This window comes from Pseudomonas sp. P42 (genome assembly GCF_017973755.1).
Taxonomy (GTDB): Bacteria; Pseudomonadota; Gammaproteobacteria; order Pseudomonadales; family Pseudomonadaceae; genus Aquipseudomonas; species Aquipseudomonas iridis.
The window spans coordinates 129,409-145,598 of record NZ_JACOPU010000007.1; the positions used below are offsets into that span (position 1 = coordinate 129,409).

Here is a 16,190-nt window from a genome sequence, read left to right on the forward strand (position 1 = left end):
ACGCAGTGTGGCGGTAGATCACAGGCAAGAGCTTAAGCCGCCGACCGGAGTAATGAGCTTGGGCGCCCAAGCGCAGTTCATCGGCTCTGGGCAATGCGTTTGCCTGAACAGCATTTACGACTTGCTCGACTGGTCCGTTTTTGGCTGACCTTATTGAACTACCAGCGTTTGTTTCCGCAGGCAATCAGCCGCTCTCTACCGGCTGGGGAATTGCATCCGACTTGACCACTTGTTTGCGTTGCATTTGCCCACGACTCAGCTCTGTCATCCGGACGCGACGGTTGGTGATTGCACTCCCCGACCAGTCGTCTGCTTCCGATTCGGCCAAGATGACCCTAGTTTTGATTGGCTGAAATCGACCCAACCTGCCGATCGTAAACGGTGAACATCGTGCGGAGCTCTGACTGTCATTACAAAGCGCTCAGATCAGTAGTCCATACTCTGCAGTGAACCGTCACAACGTACTGACACGAGGCCGCCCAACTCATTTTCCGCGACCTTTCGCTTGTAGGCATTACCGGCCTGGAATAGGGTGTCATCACGCTTGCTGTATCGGTCACGGCTGATACCTGAATCGAATTTTGACTGGAGACTTCGCCTTGATCGACAAGAACCATGCCCGCCGGATGGCAGAAGCTAATGCACAGCAACTGTTATCAGAGCTTCCGACTCAAATTCGACTTATTGTAGAGCGCCTCCCTTTTGGAGCGCGATGGATGCTGGCCGGGGCTATTATTGAGCTGCACGCGAAACGCGATGTTTACTCCAGTGGCATCGCGCTCGGCATGGTTATGGCCGCATCCGCCCGAGAGGAAATCACCAGCGAACAGATGGAGACTCTCGCCTTATACGCTGGGAACGTTTGTCCTGATCCATTGCTGTCCCGCTAGGTAGGGATCGCGAAAGCGGCACAGGCCAAAGTAGCGCATTAATCGGGAAAAGTTGGTGAGAGTCTTATGAATAACATCCCACTTACAGATACGATCGTCCATGCACTGGCTCAGCTCGTAGACGACTCTGGAAATAATGGCAATTACCGGGAGCCATCCCATGCCGATATTGAGTTTCAAGTGAACACCGCAGGTCTTTCTAAGCATGATCCTAAGCAGCAAGGGCAGACCATTGGCAAAGCGAAGCGAGTTCGTGCGGTGCTCTACAGTGCGATGGAACTACAGCCTGAGGCGGGTTCTCGCTTAGTCGCTGGGCTTCTATCTAAAATCCGGGCCTGTGGCGGTTTCCGTGAAACGTCTGCGAACTACGTGGGCCGCGAGGCCGTAGATAACGCTAGGGGAGCCTTCAACGCAGAGGGATTTAATCTTGCGGACGATGGGACGGTATCTCCCAAAGTCTTGACTGCGCTTGTCGGGTCGGAATTAACTGATGCTTTGTGGGCCTATGCTCTTCGTGCTCAGAAGGGGGCTGAAGATGCGGCTCTCATAGCAGGTACTGGAAAGGATTTGTTAGAGGCCACCGCAGCTCACGTGCTTATGAGCCTTGAGGGGCGTTATCCAGAAAAGGCGAACTTTCAAGGCCTTTTGGGTATGGCCTTCATTGCCCTTGAGTTAGCAGTGCCAGAAATTCCCGAACAGCCTGGTGAACCAGCGATTAAATCGATGGAGCGTGGCCTGTTCACCGCAGCTCTCGGCGTCAATCGAGTTCGCAACAAGCAGGGTGCTGGCCATGGGAGACCTTGGGTCCCCAATCTGTCCTCAGAGGAGGCTAAAGCCGCTATCGAGATCGTGGGGACTATCTCGGCCTACTTGCTCGGGAAGCTGTCGAAACGTGAGCGTCGACTGGCATAGCTACCAAATTTCAACTGATCGCGGAAAGACCGATGGATATCTGCAGTCTATATCAAGCTACGCATAAAAATAATTTGCTCATAACCCAAACACTGCGGCCAAGATTGAATCGATAAACGTGAAAATGATCGAAAATCTCGGAATTACAACGGAGGAGTGACGCAAGGCACGGCACCATTCTTTTTTCGCAAAACGTACGAATTATTCCCAATAAGCTAGGGAAGCTGCGCGATATCAAAGTGAGAAGTCGACTACGGCACGGCACTATCGACATCGTTGAGCTTCGGTTTACAGACGGAATGACGGCAATGGATATCCACACGGCCTCGGAAGCTGCGGTTCATAAACTGGTCGCTCAGATCATCAGCATCACGATTAAGTGGGCTAAGCACCATGATATTTGGTACGACGCCTGCCATACAGACCCTGTGGCTTACTATGATGACGAACCTTGGCCTGGTGGCGCGCTACTTCTACTGTGTGCGGAGAGCCCGATAAACACCGTGCTCGAGTGGGATCACGAGGAGGCACAGGAGTTAGGTCGTGCGCTTGAGTCAGTTGGTGTCTACTTGGAATGCCATGAATCGTGCATATGGGGATACCATTTAATCGATGACGAGAATGATTTGGCTCAAGCAGCCTATCGCGTAGCACGCTGGAAATGGATCTGTCGATTGGTTGAGGCTGACACGGCGGATGTCAGCGGTGACCTATACGCTCATTTTGCGGCGAATGCGCAAGACTTCCATCGGCTTGCTCCTCGCGAGTTTGAAACACTCATCAGCAGCATCTTCGCCGCTAGAGGATGGAAAACAGAGCTCGGGCCTGGTTCTGGAGATGAAGGTGTAGACCTACGAATCTGGCAACGAGATCCGATTGGCGACCTGCTCACGCTGGTACAGGTGAAGCGTTATGCGCCCGGTAATCCCATCAAGCTTGATGCGGTTGCGGCCCTTTCAGCTCATGTGGACCGTCACAAGGCTAGTCGCGGCCTATTTATTACTTCCTCGCGTTATCTACCTGGAGTGCACCGTTTTGCCGAGCAGGCAGGCTCGAGGCTCATCTTGGCAGATACCAGCAATCTGGCACAGTGGTGCCACGAGTCGGCACAAGAAATGATTATGGCCCGCAACCGAATTCTAGCCGCTCAAGAACTTTTACCTTTACTTCAAGAAATCCAAATTCGAGGAGTAGATCCTCGTCTGGTGGTGGGCGATCGGCGTTATCCGAGCTTTTGCATCGTACTGCGCGAATCTCGGTCGTCCGCTTTGCTCGCCCACATACCTAGTGTCCGAATCTCCGGAGACATTCAAATGGGGCAAGTAATGCCAGTTTTTAATCAAGGTGCTGAAGTCGCTGAATACCGAGAAACGGTGTTCCGTGCAACGCGGACAGAAGAACGTGGTGAAGTGCAGTATTGGGGCCAGCGAACGCTTTTTTCATCTTGGAACGGCAGACCAGTTGGGTTCGACCATTGGGACTAAATAGGGACCCGTCAGGCAGGATAACGGGCAGTCCGTAGATGTCAGTGCTCATGAGTGTTGTGCACAAACGCGCCACACTTCGTTAGGAGTTACCCTGGGAATACGACTATGCGGGAAGGGAGCTATAAAGTCGTTCCGCATATAAAAAACACGAAAAAAGTTAAATTAGGTAAGTGTCTGATTTATGGAAGATAAAACACATGTAACAGTTAGCAAGGCTCCGGAACTAATGGAAGAGTCGAACCTGTCGGTCGGTGGCCACGTGCTGTTCGCACACTACCAGCAAGGCATGACCGATTATCTGGCCATCGCTCTGCTGCACCACAGCGAAGGCGTGGCCGTCACCGACTCGCTGGACGTGACCCCGTCACGCCACCTCGACCTCGGCCAGCTTCACCTGGCCGCGCGGATCAACGTTTCCGAGTGGCAGAACAACAAGCAGTCCAAGCAGTACATCTCGTTCATCAAAGGCAAAAACGGCAAGAAGGTTTCGGAATACTTCCGCGACTTCATCGGCTGCCAGGAAGGCGTCGACGGCCCGGGCGAGACCCGCACCCTGCTCAAGGCTTTCAGTGACTTCGTCGAGAGCGAAGACCTGCCGGAAGAGTCCGCTCGCGAGAAAACCAAGACGCTGGTCGATTACGCCAGCAGCCAGGCGAAACTTGGCGAGCCAATGGGTCTGGAAGAGCTCTCGGAGCTGATCGACGAAGAACGCCCGAAAGCCTTCTACGATCACATCCGCAACAAGGATTACGGCCTGTCGCCAGAGATACCGGCGGACAAACGCACCTTGAATCAATTCCGCCGCTTCACCGGTCGCGCCGAAGGTCTGTCGATCAGCTTTGAGGCGCACCTGCTGGGCTCCAAGATCGAGTACGACGAAGAGAACGGCACCCTGATGATCAAGGGTCTGCCAACCTCGCTGACCGATCAGCTGAAGCGCCGCAACTGATGCTCGGCAATGTGCTGAAGAAGGTCGCGCTGGTTCTGCTGGTGGTCGTGGTTTATCAGAACTGGGGCAAGATCGAGCGGGTGTTCAACCCGTCGCAAATGGTTGCTGAGCAGACGCGGGCGCAGGCTAATGTCGTGCTCTATGCCACAGACTGGTGCGGCTACTGCAAGCAGACCAAACGCTTTCTCGACAGCAAGGGGATTGCGTTCAAGGAATTCGACATCGAGAAGGATGCCGAGGCGCGCAAGGCGTACGAGGCACTGGGTGGACGCGGGATTCCGCTGATCGATGTGAATGGCACGTTGATTCGCGGATTTGATCCGGACGAGATCCTCGCAGCCCTGAAATAGCTGTGGGAGCGAGCAGGCTCGCCCCAACAGGTTTTGCATCTGACTTGAAAAATCAGCGGGCCTCGATACGGAAACCGAAACGCGGGAAGTGCACATGCACCACGCCGCCACGCTCGTCTTCGCGACGCACGATCAGCTCCTCAAGACCGGCAAACAGCAACGCACCCACCACCGGATCAACCCCATAATCCGTCGCGGCAATTGCCACCTGTTGGCCTGCCTTGAACCCGTTCGGGTCAACAAACTGTTCATCCGGCAATGCCGCTGGTGTCGCATTGCGTGCAACCTCCAGCGCCTCCTCGGACGTCATTTCGCTCGCAGCGCCATGCCCGAAGCCCAACACACGTCCCAGCCATGCGACGACGGCTGGATACTCATCCACCAGAGGCGCTGTCACATGGGTCGCCTTGAGAAACCACATCGGGTGCGCCAAAGCAAAGTCGGCAATCGATGGACCGCCAAACAGGAAGTCACCTTGCTCGCGCTGCAACTGCTGCTCCAGACGCGCCATGATCGTCGGCCATTGATGCTTGGCCTGCTCGGTAGACAAACGCGTGGCACTGCCGCCACTGAACAGGCCGGCACGGTCGGCCATAAACGCCTTGATCGCTTCCGGCGGTAATTTGCCGAAACGCACGGCAACCGATTCCGGCTGGAACACCAGACTGACGGCATGCTGGAACACCACCGAGTCCGCCCACGTCGCGAAGCTGGCGGTTGTCATCTCCTGACCTTCGGGGAAAAACGACGGCTGCGCCTTCTCTTGCTCCAGGCGGCGGGCGATCAACGAAGTGTCGCAATAGATGTCAGCGCCGATCTGCAGCACTGGGGTTTTGCGATAACCACCGGTCAGGGCGGTCAGATCCGGTTTCGGCATTACCGGCGAGATATTCACCGAGCGCCAGGACAGACCTTTGAAGCCCAGCAGCAGACGGGCCTTCTCGGCAAATGGAGAGGTCGGGTAATGATGCAGAATCAACTCGGACATGCTCGGCTCCGCCGCTCAGAAAGTGAGTCGGCAGCTTAGCGCGCATTTACTTAGCAGCCTACAGATCTGGCTGATGGGAACCGATCAGTCAGATTGATAAGACGCGACCAGACACTCCTTCGCGCTCTTGCGCAGTTTTTTGATCAACCGCTCCTGCCGCAAAGCGTCGCTCTTGTCGCGACAAAGCTCGGTGTAAACCAATGCCGTGGCCGGGCTGGACAGGAAGAAGCGCGCGCCTTTGCCGCTCTGGTGCTTGGCAAAACGGCGCGCGGGATCGTTGCTGATCCCGCAATACAACGAACCGTTGGCCGCGCGCACGAGGTAGACGAACCAGGACTTGCTCACTGGCTCGACAACATCGACAGATTTTTCGCTAAGGCTGGTCACTTCGGGATCAAGACGCGCAGGAAACAGGCCGCGATCTTATCAGCGACCGGCCTGAAATGCCTTCAGTCCCTTCAGGGCCTGGGCACGCACTGCGTTGCGCACCAGAGGCGTCCAGCCCAGCAGCAGGCCTTTGAAACCCAAGGCCTGACGCGACCAGCGCCACAGATCGAAATGATCGTGGTGCTCGCAAATCTTGCCGTCTCGGAACACGAAGCGTGCCTGGATATCATTGACCACGACGTTGCCGGTCTGGCTGAACAAATACGTTGCCACCCAATGCGCACCGCCGCTGCGCTCATCGGCGCGAACGTTGTCGAAAGTCAGCGAAAAGTCTTTGGCGCGGGAGGTCAGCATTCGCCACATGTCGCCAGCATCGCGCCCACGCAGCTCACCAAAGGCCGGGTCGCTGAACACCACATCGTCGGTGTAACACGCAGCCATGGCCTCGGCGTCGAGTCGCTGGAAAGCCTGATAGAAGCGGGTGATCAACGCAGCGTGGGCGTCACTCATGGGCAAACTCCAAGGAATGGACAGATTGCCAGCACGATAATCTGCAAAGCGCGGAAACACTATCGGCATTCGTGCACCGAATACCCTTCTTGGCCTTCAGGCGACGATAAAACCTGTGGGAGCAAGCAAGCTCACTCCCACGGGGAACTGCGCTTTTCAGATCTTTTCGCTTGTGACCTGCACGTACAGCGTCCGTCCGGCGCCGAGGCCCGCGATGATCGCCCCCGTGCCAATGATGCCGAAGATCCAGCCCACCGCATTCCAGCCGCCCGTCCAGTCATGCACAACGCCGACTGCAAACGGCCCCATCGACGCCAGCGTGTAGCCAAAACCCTGGGCCATGCTCGACAGGTTGGCTGCGACATGGGAGTCACGCGAACGCAGTACGATCAACGTCAGCGCCAGACTGAATGCACCGCCCTGCCCCAGACCGAGCAGAATCGCCCAGCCCCACAGGCCTTCGATCGGCGCATACAGGCAACCGAACAGACCGCCGAGGGTCAGCGACATCACCACCACGATCGCCAGACGCTGATCCTTGCCACGAGTCGCCAGCCACGGCGCCGCGAGTGAACTGGCGAGCTGGACGATCACCGAACCGGACAGCACCAGGCCGGCCTGGGTCGGCGTCAGACCGCGACCAATCAGGATCGACGGCAACCAGCCGAACACGATGTAGGCCAGCGACGATTGCAGGCCCATGTACAAGGTCACCTGCCACGCCAGCGGATCACGCAACAGTCCGCGCACGCGATAAGCGACATTGTGCGCACCGTGTTTCTGCCCTACTTGTGGTAGCCAGAACACCGCAGCGACCAGCGCCGGAATCACCCAGAAACCCAGACCCACGGCCCAGCTGCTGCCGAAGTGTTCACTCAACGGTACGCTCGATCCCGCCGCCATCGCGGCACCGAGACACAGCGCCATGGTGTAAACACCCGTCATGGTGCCGGCGTGTTTGGCGAAGTCGCGTTTGACGATGCCCGGCAGCAGCACGCCAATGATGCCGATACTGGCGCCGCCCAATACGCTGCCGGCAAACAGACCGATCTCACCGAAATTACTGCGCAAGATAATCCCGCCTGCGAGGGTCAGGAGAATCCCCAACACCACTCGCTCCGCACCAAAACGCCGGGCCAGAATCGGCGCCAGCGGTGCAAACAGACCCAGGCACAGCACCGGCAACGTGGTCAGCAGACCCGCCTGGGCGGCAGACAGCCCGAGGCTTTTCGATACGTCGCTAAGCAGCGGCGCCAGGCTCGACAGCGCCGGACGCAGGTTCAGCGCCACCAGAATCAAGCCCAGCAGCAACAGCCATGGCCGGCGCACCAGCGGATGGCTTTGCTGTACTTGTTCGTCATCAGCCTCGGCATCGATCAGCAGCTCTTCGAGCTCTGCCGTGCGTTTCGGGGCTGTGGATATCTCGTTGCGGGGCATGGATTTCTCGGTTTCAAGGTTCATTGATCAACTGCCTGGATAAGGCTTTGGCCCGTTCCGGGTCGCGTTGTTCGACGGCATCGAGCAACTCGATGTGCAGGTCGAACACTTCCTGACGGCGCGGAACGATGTTCAGCGTCTGACGCAATTGCGCGCCGACGATGCTGGAAAAATAGCGATACAGCTCGCTGAGTGTCGGGTTATGCGCGGCGTCGACCAAACGGCGGTGGAACACCAGATCGCAGGCGATGTAGGTGTCGAGATCGCCGTGGTAATGGCTGCCGCTTGTGCCGAGCGCTTCACGCAAGGCGACGAGGTCTTCATCGGTGCGGCGCAACGCCGCGAGGCCAATGGCCTCGACCTCAAGGATGTGCCGGGTTTCCCGCGCCTGTTCCAGCGAACAACGCGAGAGCGCCTTGAGGGTGTCCAGCGGATCAATCACCGCACGCAGATAACTACCGTCGCCCTGGCGAATTTCAATCAACCCGGAAAACGCCAGCACGCGCATGGCCTCACGCACGGTGTTACGGCTGATGCCCAGCTCGGCGCACAGCTCGGGTTCGGTGGGCAATCGCTCGCCGACCTGCCAGGTACCGCTGTTGATGCGCTGACGCAATTGATCCAGGGCCTGATCGACCAAGGACCGTTTAACAAGAGGAGAAATGTCTGACATAGGATTCGCCTTTTCATCCAATCATAGGATGAATTTTCTGACATCTTAGTCAGACCCGTGTAGGACGGCAACCACCTAGGGTCAATCGGAGGGAAATGAAGCGGGATTTTCGACGTGAGGGAATGAGACATTTCGAGGGGCGCGGCGAGACCTTGAGTGTCAAAGGCATGGAGCGCCGCGTGGATCATCTATCTGGTTGGGAATGCCAGCAGTGCGGGGAAGTCGAGTGGGATGACCATACCGATAGTGCTGAACGCTACACGAAAGCAGGTGATGAACTGGTTATCGCTGCAAGGCAAATGATCGGGGCCGAGATGAAGCGTATCCGGCGCAAACTGCACCTCACGCAAAAAGAGACGGTGCAACTGCTCTCCGGTGGAGGGCATAACGCGTTCTCTCGCTACGAGCGCGGCGAAACATTACCACCCAAGGCGCTGATGTTGCTGATGCGGCTGTTGGATCGATACCCCTACTTGCTGACCGACGTCAAAACCCTGGGCGAAGGGGCAGACTTGCGCGGAGCGTTCAAATACACCGAGCACAAAGAACACGAAACCCTCACCGTATCCTGACCCCCAAAAAAACAAACCCGGCACAAGGCCGGGTTCGTTTTACACATCAGCCATCAATGCAGAATCTGGCTCAGGAACAGCTTCGTCCGCTCATTCTGCGGATTATCGAAGAAGTCGTTCGGTGCCGCCTGTTCAACGATCTCGCCCTTGTCCATGAAAATCACGCGATTGGCCACGGTGCGGGCAAAGCCCATTTCGTGGGTTACGCAGAGCATGGTCATGCCGTCTTCGGCCAGACCGATCATGGTGTCGAGCACCTCTTTCACCATCTCAGGATCGAGCGCCGAAGTCGGTTCGTCGAACAGCATGATTTTCGGCTTCATGCACAGCGCGCGGGCGATTGCCACACGCTGTTGCTGACCGCCGGACAGTTGCCCCGGATACTTGTGCGCCTGCTCCGGAATGCGTACGCGCTCCAGGTAATGCATGGCGATTTCCTCGGCCTTGCGCTTGGGCATCTTGCGTACCCACATCGGCGCCAGGGTGCAGTTCTGCAAAATGGTCAGGTGCGGAAACAGGTTGAAATGCTGGAACACCATGCCGACTTCACGGCGGATCGCTTCGATCTGCTTGAGGTCGTTGGTCAGTTCCACGCCATCGACGACGATGCGGCCCTGCTGGTGTTCTTCCAGACGATTGAGGCAACGAATGGTGGTCGATTTGCCGGAACCCGACGGGCCGCACAGGACGATACGCTCGCCCTGTTTGACGTTGAGGTTGATGTCTTTCAGCACGTGGAACTGGCCATACCACTTGTTGACGCCCTGCATCTGAATAATGCCTTCAGGGCTCACAGGCTTTTTGATTGCTTCACTCATTACAGAACTCCTAACGCTTGTGGCCAGTGTCGAGCTTGCGTTCCAGATGCATGGAATAGCGCGACATACCAAAACAGAAAATCCAGAACACCAGGGCGGCAAACACGTAGCCTTCGGTGGCCATGCCCAGCCATTTCGGATCGGCAGCGGCTTGTTTGACGCTGTTGAGCAGGTCAAAGAGGCCGATGATGATCACCAGACTGGTGTCCTTGAACAGCGCGATGAAGGTGTTGACGATGCCGGGAATCACCATTTTCAGGGCTTGCGGCAGAATCACCAGGCCCATCGAACGCCAGTAGCCCAGGCCCATTGCAGCCGCCGCTTCGTACTGACCTTTAGGGATCGCTTGCAGACCGCCGCGCACCACTTCAGCCACGTAGGCCGACTGGAACAGGATCACGCCGATCAGCGCCCGCAGCAACTTGTCGAAGTTCATGCCTTCGGGCAGGAACAGCGGCAGCATTACCGAAGACATGAACAGCACCGTGATCAACGGCACGCCGCGCCAGAACTCGATGAAGGTCACGCAGACAACTCGAATCGCCGGCATGTTCGAACGTCGACCCAGCGCCAGCACGATGCCAAGCGGCAAGGCGCCAGCGATACCGACGGTGGCAATCACCAGAGTCAGCATCAAGCCGCCCCACTGGCTGGTCGCGACGGTTTGCAGGCCGAATACGCCGCCGTGCAGCAGGCACCAGGCGACAATCGGATAGATCACCAGAAAGCTCAGCCCGTACACCGCTTTACGCGGGAAGCGCGAGATGAACAGTGGCGCCACGCCGATCACTGCCAGCCACACGGTCAGGTCTACACGCCAGCGCAGGCCGGTCGGGTAGTAGCCATACATGAACTGACCGAAGCGTTGCTGGATGAACACCCAGCAGGCGCCCTCCTTGGTGCAATCAGCCTGGGTGGTGCCGACCCAGTTGGCGTCGAGGATCGCCCACCCCAGAATCGGCGGAACGATCAGGTAGATCAGGTAGAACGCGAACAGCGTGAGCAAGGTGTTGAGCCAGCTGGAGAACATGTTCGCGCGCATCCATGCCACTACGCCGATGCTACTGCTCGGAGGGGGCATGTCGGGTTTGAAAGTATGAGTACTCATGCGCTTTTCCTTACCGCTCGATCAGCGCAATGCGCTTGTTGTACCAGTTCATCAGCAGGGAAATGCTGATACTGATCGCCAGGTACACGCTCATGGTGATCGCAATCACTTCGATCGCCTGACCGGTCTGGTTCAGCACGGTGCCGGCGAACAGCGAAACCATTTCCGGATAACCGATACCGGCGGCCAGCGAGGAGTTCTTCGCCAGGTTCAGGTATTGGCTGGTCAGCGGCGGGATGATCACCCGCAGGGCCTGGGGAATGATCACCTTGCGCAGGGTCGGGCCTTCACGCAAACCGAGTGAACGGGCCGCTTCGGTCTGGCCGTGGCTGACCGACTTGATCCCCGAACGCACGATTTCGGCGATGAACGCCGCGGTGTAAACGGTCAAGGCCAGGGTCAAGGCCAGCAGTTCCGGAATAAGCACCCAGCCGCCAACGAAGTTGAAGCCCTTGAGCTCGGGCATTTCCCAGTGCAGCGGAGCGCCGAAGATCAGCGCGCACAAACTCGGGATCACCAGCAGAATCGCCAGACCCACCCAGAACTTGTGGAACGGCTCACCGGTCGCTTCGAAGCGCTTGTTGGCCCAGCGGCACATCAGCACGATGCCGACGATGGCCACCACAACACTGATCACGAATGCCCAGAAACCGTCAGCTGCCAGCGCGGCCGGCATGTTCAGGCCACGGCTGCTGACAAAGAAAGTGTCGCCGAAGTTGTGGCTGTTGCGCGGTCCCGGCATGGTCAGGAACACCGCGAAGTACCAGAACAGGATTTGCAGCAGGGGCGGAATGTTGCGGAAGACTTCCACATACACGGTCGCCAGCTTGCTGATGATCCAGTTCGGCGAAAGACGCGCGACACCAATGATGAAGCCCAGCAGAGTCGCCAGGATCACGCCGATGATGGTCACCAGCAATGTATTGAGCAGACCGATCACAAACACGCGGGCATAGCTGTCCGCTTCGGTGTAGTCGATCAGGGTTTGAGCGATGCCGAACCCGGCACTGCGCTCCAGAAAGCTGAAGCCGGAGGTGATGCCCCGGTGTTCAAGGTTGGTTTGCGTGTTATCGAACAGGAACCAGCCCAGGGAGACGACGGCCACGATAGTGACAATCTGAAATACCCAGGCGCGCACTCGCGGATCGCTGAGGCTGAGCCTCTGCTTTGGTGCGCCGATTGAATTTTGCATGAAGTGCCCCGGAAAAAATGGAACAAGAACATCACCCGGCGGTTGGCCCGCCGGGTGATAGAACCATTAGCGCACTGGTGGTGCGTACTGAATGCCGCCGTTGTTCCACAGGGCGTTCAGGCCACGGTCGATTTCCAGCGGAGTGTTCTTGCCGAGGTTTTTCTCGAACACTTCACCGTAGTTGCCGACCTGCTTGACGATCTGCACGACCCAGTCCTTCGGCAGTTTCAGGTCTTTGCCATATTCACCGTCAGCGCCGAGCATACGAGCGACATCCGGATTCTTCGTGGACTTGGCTTCAGCTTCGACATTCTTCGAAGTGATGCCAGCCTCTTCAGCGTTGAGCATGGCGTAGCCAGTCCAGCGCACCACGGCCAGCCACTCGTCGTCGCCGTTACGCACGACTGGACCCAGTGGTTCCTTGGAAATGGTTTCCGGCAGAACCACGTAGTCTTTCGGCGAAGCCAGTTTGCTGCGCTGGGCGAACAGCTGGGATTTGTCGGAAGTCAGCACGTCGCAACGACCGGATTCCAGCGACTTGGCGCTTTCATCGGAGGTGTCGAAGGTGATTGGGGTGTATTTCAGACCGTTGCCGCGGAAGTAGTCGGAAACGTTGAGCTCGGTGGTAGTACCGGCCTGGATGCAGATGGTTGCGCCGTCCAGCTCTTTGGCACTCTTCACGCCCAGCTTGTTGTTTACCAGGAAGCCGATGCCGTCATAGTAGGTAATGAAGCCCGGGAATTTCAGGCCCATGCCCGCATCACGGGAGCTGGTCATGGTGGTGTTGCGCGACAGGATGTCGATCTCGCCGGACTGCAGCGCGGTGAAGCGCTCCTTGGCATTCAACTGACTGAATTTGACCTTGGTTGCGTCGCCGAATACGGCAGCAGCTACTGCGCGGCAGAAGTCAGCGTCGATGCCGAGGATCTTGCCGGTAGCGTCCGGTACCGAGAAGCCCGGCAGACCGTCGCTCACGCCACATTGCACGAAACCTTTCTTCTGCACGGCATCCAGGGTTGCACCCGCCTGAGCGAACCCGCTGACGCCGAGTACTGCTGCTGCAGTCACGATCGCCAGAGTGGATTTCAACATCTTCATTCAAACCTCCAGTTTTGCTCTTGTTGTGTCGGAGCTTGAGTCCAGTCGCACCCTTTTGAGGCGGTGTTGACCCTAGTTGGCTTTTTATTGGGTCAACCGACGTAAAGACCTTCGCTATGAGTGTTTCAGGAGAAAATCCACATCATGGACAACTCACTTCTCACCAATTGGCCGAACGGGCTGTAGCCCTTTCATATTCGCTAAGCCCATGGCGGCCATTGGCGAACATCCATTACCGGATTCTTTGCATCCCATCGTCAGGCGTTCACTGATAGTGTTACCGCCAGACGCGAGATCGGTTGCACGCTTCAAGCCATAGCAAAGCCCGTACCACACCGGCCGCTGAAGCACATAAGCGACAGGTCAATAGCAAAACTTGTACCCTTGCGACATCTTCTTAACGGATCAACCGGGCGCGCACTTCAATCACGCACTCAATGAGAGCGCCCGCACATATTTGGAGCAGACATGACCGAGCCCTTGATTCTTCAGCCTGTTAAGCCCGCAGACGCCTGCGTGATCTGGCTGCACGGCCTCGGCGCCGACCGCTTTGACTTTCTGCCGGTCGCCGAGGCGCTGCAGGAAAGCCTGCTGAGCACACGCTTCGTACTGCCGCAGGCGCCGACCCGTCCAGTGACGATAAATGGCGGATATGCCATGCCGAGCTGGTACGACATCAAAGCCATGAGCCCGGCGCGCGCGATCGATCGCGATGAACTGGAAGCGTCGGCCGATCACGTCATTGAATTGATCGAAAACGAGCGCGCTAGCGGAATAGACGCCTCGCGGATTTTTCTCGCGGGTTTCTCCCAGGGTGGCGCCGTGGTCTATCACACCGCTTTTCTGAAATGGCAGGGACCGTTGGGTGGCGTGATGGCGTTGTCGACGTATGCGCCAACGTTCAGTGAGGAACTGCAGTTATCTGCCAGTCAGCAACGAATTCCGGTGCTGTCATTGCACGGTCAGTTCGACAACGTGGTGCAAAACTCGATGGGCCGCACAGCTTATGAGTATCTGAAAGCCCATGGTGTCACCGTGACATGGCAGGAATACCCAATGGAGCACGAAGTGTTACCCGAGGAAATTCGCGATATCGGTACCTGGCTGAGCGAGCGCCTGCGCTGATTCTCCGCACAACGTCCGCCCTTTGATCATCACACTACGCCGCGCCCGTTTCTTGCATTACACTGGCCGGCGTACATTCCTTAACCAATTGATGAGATGACCGTGCTCGAAGCACTCAAGAAAATGTTCGGTAAAAGCGAGGCAGAGCAGCTCGCGCCAGTTACCCGTGCGCCGTCGCACGCCCCCGGTCATCGCAACGATGCCCCGCAGGCCGACCGCCCCGCTCCCGCAGCGGCACCGAAGCAAGAACCGCAACCTGCACCGGCCGCGCCAATCGCCGCCGAGCCTGCCCGCAGCGAAGCGCCAAAACCGCTCAAGCCGCGTCGCGAACCCAAGCCCAAGGCTCCGGTCATCCCGTGGAAACTCGAAGACTTCGTCGTCGAACCTCAAGAAGGCAAAACCCGCTTTCACGATTTCAAGCTTTCTCCAGAACTGATGCACGCCATTCAGGATCTGGGCTTTCCTTATTGCACGCCGATCCAGGCACAGGTGCTGGGCTTCACCCTCGCCGGCAAAGACGCCATCGGCCGCGCCCAGACCGGTACCGGTAAAACCGCCGCATTCCTGATCTCGATCATCACTCAGTTGTTGCAGACCCCGCCGCCGAAAGAACGCTACATGGGCGAACCCCGTGCGCTGATCATCGCGCCGACACGTGAGCTGGTGGTGCAGATTGCAAAAGACGCTGCCGACCTGACCAAGTACACCGGCCTCAACGTGATGACGTTTGTCGGCGGCATGGATTTCGACAAGCAGCTCAAGCACCTTGAAGCGCGCCACTGCGACATCCTCGTTGCGACACCGGGCCGCCTGCTCGACTTCAACCAGCGCGGCGACGTGCATCTGGACATGGTCGAAGTGATGGTGCTGGACGAAGCCGACCGCATGCTCGACATGGGATTCATCCCGCAGGTTCGGCAGATCATTCGCCAGACCCCGCCGAAAAGCGAACGTCAGACGCTGCTGTTCTCCGCGACTTTCACCGAAGACGTGATGAACCTCGCCAAGCAGTGGACCACCGACCCGTCGATCGTCGAGATCGAATCGCAGAACGTGGCCAACGAAAACGTCGAGCAGCACATCTTTGCTGTGGCCGCTGCCGACAAATACAAACTGCTCTTCAACCTGGTCAACGATAACGGCTGGGAGCGGGTGATCGTGTTTGCCAACCGCAAAGACGAAGTGCGCCGAATCGAAGAACGTCTGGTGCGTGATGGCATCAACGCCGCGCAACTGTCTGGCGACGTGCCGCAGCACAAGCGCATCAAGACGCTCGAAGGTTTCCGTGAAGGCAAGATTCGCGTACTGGTCGCCACCGACGTTGCCGGTCGCGGCATCCACATCGACGGCATCAGCCACGTTATCAACTTCACCCTGCCGGAAGTCCCGGACGACTACGTGCACCGCATCGGCCGTACCGGTCGTGCCGGCGCCGATGGCGTGTCGATCAGCTTTGCCGGTGAAGACGACTCCTACCAGTTGCCGTCCATCGAAGAGAAGCTCGGCCGCAAGATCAGCTGTGAAACACCTCCCACGCATCTGTTGCGTGCAGTTGAGCGCAAGCGTCCAGAGTAAGTGACACGATAGAAGAGAAGCGCAGCCGGCAACGGACTGCGCTTTTTTTGTGCCCGGCTTTTTTTCCGGAGGATCTTGCCCGACAAAACTAAAAGTCCATAATAGACAAATAAGTTTAG

General features: G+C 57.5%; 17 protein-coding genes. 8 read left to right on the forward strand and 9 right to left on the reverse strand.

What is annotated here, in order from left to right; all coding sequences use genetic code 11:
• Positions 1-599: 599 nt before the first annotated feature.
• The 5 genes from H8B20_RS22675 (at position 600) to H8B20_RS22695 (ending at position 4,588) form a co-directional block, all read left to right on the forward strand.
• The gene (locus tag H8B20_RS22675) at positions 600-890 is read left to right on the forward strand and encodes a hypothetical protein (RefSeq protein ID WP_169904309.1); all 291 of its coding nucleotides are present in this window, start codon (positions 600-602) and stop codon (positions 888-890) included.
• 66 nt (positions 891-956) lie between these two features.
• Positions 957-1,802 (forward strand): abortive infection family protein, encoded by an 846-nt coding sequence (locus H8B20_RS22680; protein ID WP_169904310.1) that lies wholly within the window; start codon positions 957-959, stop codon positions 1,800-1,802.
• A 308-nt stretch (positions 1,803-2,110) separates the two neighbouring features.
• Positions 2,111-3,286: a restriction endonuclease gene (locus H8B20_RS22685; protein WP_169904311.1), complete on the forward strand. Its 1,176-nt coding sequence runs from the start codon at positions 2,111-2,113 to the stop codon at positions 3,284-3,286.
• Positions 3,287-3,470: 184 nt separating this feature from the next.
• On the forward strand, positions 3,471-4,238 hold the full coding sequence (gene yejK / locus H8B20_RS22690; protein ID WP_274611391.1) for a nucleoid-associated protein YejK: 768 nt from the start codon (positions 3,471-3,473) through the stop codon (positions 4,236-4,238).
• The gene (locus H8B20_RS22695) at positions 4,238-4,588 is read left to right on the forward strand and encodes a glutaredoxin family protein (RefSeq protein ID WP_008083649.1); all 351 of its coding nucleotides are present in this window, start codon (positions 4,238-4,240) and stop codon (positions 4,586-4,588) included. Before yejK ends, H8B20_RS22695 begins: the two co-directional genes overlap by 1 nt.
• 52 nt (positions 4,589-4,640) lie before the next feature.
• Here H8B20_RS22695 and H8B20_RS22700 read toward each other — a convergent pair whose 3' ends face one another.
• The 5 genes from H8B20_RS22700 to H8B20_RS22720 form a co-directional block, all read right to left on the reverse strand.
• On the reverse strand, positions 4,641-5,576 hold the full coding sequence (locus tag H8B20_RS22700) for a glutathione S-transferase family protein (RefSeq protein WP_210624690.1): 936 nt from the start codon (positions 5,574-5,576) through the stop codon (positions 4,641-4,643).
• 84 nt (positions 5,577-5,660) lie between these two features.
• The gene (locus tag H8B20_RS22705; RefSeq protein WP_042557776.1) at positions 5,661-5,963 is read right to left on the reverse strand and encodes a GIY-YIG nuclease family protein; all 303 of its coding nucleotides are present in this window, start codon (positions 5,961-5,963) and stop codon (positions 5,661-5,663) included.
• 39 nt (positions 5,964-6,002) lie between these two features.
• Positions 6,003-6,473 (reverse strand): nuclear transport factor 2 family protein, encoded by a 471-nt coding sequence (locus H8B20_RS22710; RefSeq protein WP_210624691.1) that lies wholly within the window; start codon positions 6,471-6,473, stop codon positions 6,003-6,005.
• A 156-nt stretch (positions 6,474-6,629) separates the two neighbouring features.
• On the reverse strand, positions 6,630-7,934 hold the full coding sequence (locus H8B20_RS22715; RefSeq protein WP_200610974.1) for a CynX/NimT family MFS transporter: 1,305 nt from the start codon (positions 7,932-7,934) through the stop codon (positions 6,630-6,632).
• Entirely contained in the window at positions 7,924-8,583 is a 660-nt protein-coding gene (locus H8B20_RS22720; RefSeq protein ID WP_115146337.1) for a FadR/GntR family transcriptional regulator, read from the reverse strand. Before H8B20_RS22720 ends, H8B20_RS22715 begins: the two co-directional genes overlap by 11 nt.
• 95 nt (positions 8,584-8,678) lie before the next feature.
• On the opposite strand from H8B20_RS22720, the gene H8B20_RS22725 reads away from it, so the two are divergent.
• Positions 8,679-9,155 carry a type II TA system antitoxin MqsA family protein gene (locus H8B20_RS22725; RefSeq protein ID WP_210624692.1) on the forward strand — a complete coding sequence of 159 codons (477 nt, stop codon included), beginning with the start codon at positions 8,679-8,681 and terminating at the stop codon, positions 9,153-9,155.
• Between the two features lie 53 nt (positions 9,156-9,208).
• Here H8B20_RS22725 and H8B20_RS22730 read toward each other — a convergent pair whose 3' ends face one another.
• The 4 genes from H8B20_RS22730 to H8B20_RS22745 form a co-directional block, all read right to left on the reverse strand.
• On the reverse strand, positions 9,209-9,973 hold the full coding sequence (locus H8B20_RS22730; RefSeq protein ID WP_007905492.1) for an amino acid ABC transporter ATP-binding protein: 765 nt from the start codon (positions 9,971-9,973) through the stop codon (positions 9,209-9,211).
• Positions 9,974-9,983: 10 nt separating this feature from the next.
• The gene (locus H8B20_RS22735) at positions 9,984-11,081 is read right to left on the reverse strand and encodes an amino acid ABC transporter permease (RefSeq protein WP_047299835.1); all 1,098 of its coding nucleotides are present in this window, start codon (positions 11,079-11,081) and stop codon (positions 9,984-9,986) included.
• A gap of 10 nt (positions 11,082-11,091) precedes the next feature.
• Positions 11,092-12,273: an amino acid ABC transporter permease gene (locus H8B20_RS22740; RefSeq protein WP_210624693.1), complete on the reverse strand. Its 1,182-nt coding sequence runs from the start codon at positions 12,271-12,273 to the stop codon at positions 11,092-11,094.
• A gap of 66 nt (positions 12,274-12,339) precedes the next feature.
• Complete coding sequence (locus tag H8B20_RS22745) at positions 12,340-13,371, reverse strand: amino acid ABC transporter substrate-binding protein (protein WP_042557768.1); 1,032 nt, start codon at positions 13,369-13,371, stop codon at positions 12,340-12,342.
• A gap of 468 nt (positions 13,372-13,839) precedes the next feature.
• On the opposite strand from H8B20_RS22745, the gene H8B20_RS22750 reads away from it, so the two are divergent.
• Together H8B20_RS22750 and rhlB are read left to right on the forward strand one after the other, a co-directional pair.
• Positions 13,840-14,496, forward strand: a complete 657-nt coding sequence (locus H8B20_RS22750; protein WP_042557767.1) for an alpha/beta hydrolase — start codon at positions 13,840-13,842, stop codon at positions 14,494-14,496.
• Positions 14,497-14,592: 96 nt separating this feature from the next.
• A complete protein-coding gene (gene rhlB, locus H8B20_RS22755) occupies positions 14,593-16,071 on the forward strand; it encodes an ATP-dependent RNA helicase RhlB (protein ID WP_042557766.1) in 1,479 nt (492 codons plus the stop codon).
• The last annotated feature ends 119 nt before the right edge of the window (positions 16,072-16,190 follow it).

What these genes read in the sequence shown, in the direction of transcription:
- H8B20_RS22740 (WP_210624693.1), bottom strand. Translation starts at nt 12,273, where the DNA reads ATGCAAAATTCAATCGGCGCACCAAAGCAGAGGCTCAGCCTCAGCGAT.
- H8B20_RS22680 (WP_169904310.1), top strand. Translation starts at nt 957, where the DNA reads ATGAATAACATCCCACTTACAGATACGATCGTCCATGCACTGGCTCAG.
- H8B20_RS22715 (WP_200610974.1), bottom strand. Translation starts at nt 7,934, where the DNA reads ATGAACCTTGAAACCGAGAAATCCATGCCCCGCAACGAGATATCCACA.
- H8B20_RS22735 (WP_047299835.1), bottom strand. Translation starts at nt 11,081, where the DNA reads ATGAGTACTCATACTTTCAAACCCGACATGCCCCCTCCGAGCAGTAGC.
- H8B20_RS22725 (WP_210624692.1), top strand. Translation starts at nt 8,679, where the DNA reads ATGAAGCGGGATTTTCGACGTGAGGGAATGAGACATTTCGAGGGGCGC.
- H8B20_RS22710 (WP_210624691.1), bottom strand. Translation starts at nt 6,473, where the DNA reads ATGAGTGACGCCCACGCTGCGTTGATCACCCGCTTCTATCAGGCTTTC.
- H8B20_RS22685 (WP_169904311.1), top strand. Translation starts at nt 2,111, where the DNA reads ATGGATATCCACACGGCCTCGGAAGCTGCGGTTCATAAACTGGTCGCT.
- H8B20_RS22730 (WP_007905492.1), bottom strand. Translation starts at nt 9,973, where the DNA reads ATGAGTGAAGCAATCAAAAAGCCTGTGAGCCCTGAAGGCATTATTCAG.
- H8B20_RS22700 (WP_210624690.1), bottom strand. Translation starts at nt 5,576, where the DNA reads ATGTCCGAGTTGATTCTGCATCATTACCCGACCTCTCCATTTGCCGAG.
- H8B20_RS22745 (WP_042557768.1), bottom strand. Translation starts at nt 13,371, where the DNA reads ATGAAGATGTTGAAATCCACTCTGGCGATCGTGACTGCAGCAGCAGTA.
- H8B20_RS22750 (WP_042557767.1), top strand. Translation starts at nt 13,840, where the DNA reads ATGACCGAGCCCTTGATTCTTCAGCCTGTTAAGCCCGCAGACGCCTGC.
- rhlB (WP_042557766.1), top strand. Translation starts at nt 14,593, where the DNA reads ATGACCGTGCTCGAAGCACTCAAGAAAATGTTCGGTAAAAGCGAGGCA.
- H8B20_RS22720 (WP_115146337.1), bottom strand. Translation starts at nt 8,583, where the DNA reads ATGTCAGACATTTCTCCTCTTGTTAAACGGTCCTTGGTCGATCAGGCC.
- H8B20_RS22695 (WP_008083649.1), top strand. Translation starts at nt 4,238, where the DNA reads ATGCTCGGCAATGTGCTGAAGAAGGTCGCGCTGGTTCTGCTGGTGGTC.
- yejK (WP_274611391.1), top strand. Translation starts at nt 3,471, where the DNA reads ATGGAAGATAAAACACATGTAACAGTTAGCAAGGCTCCGGAACTAATG.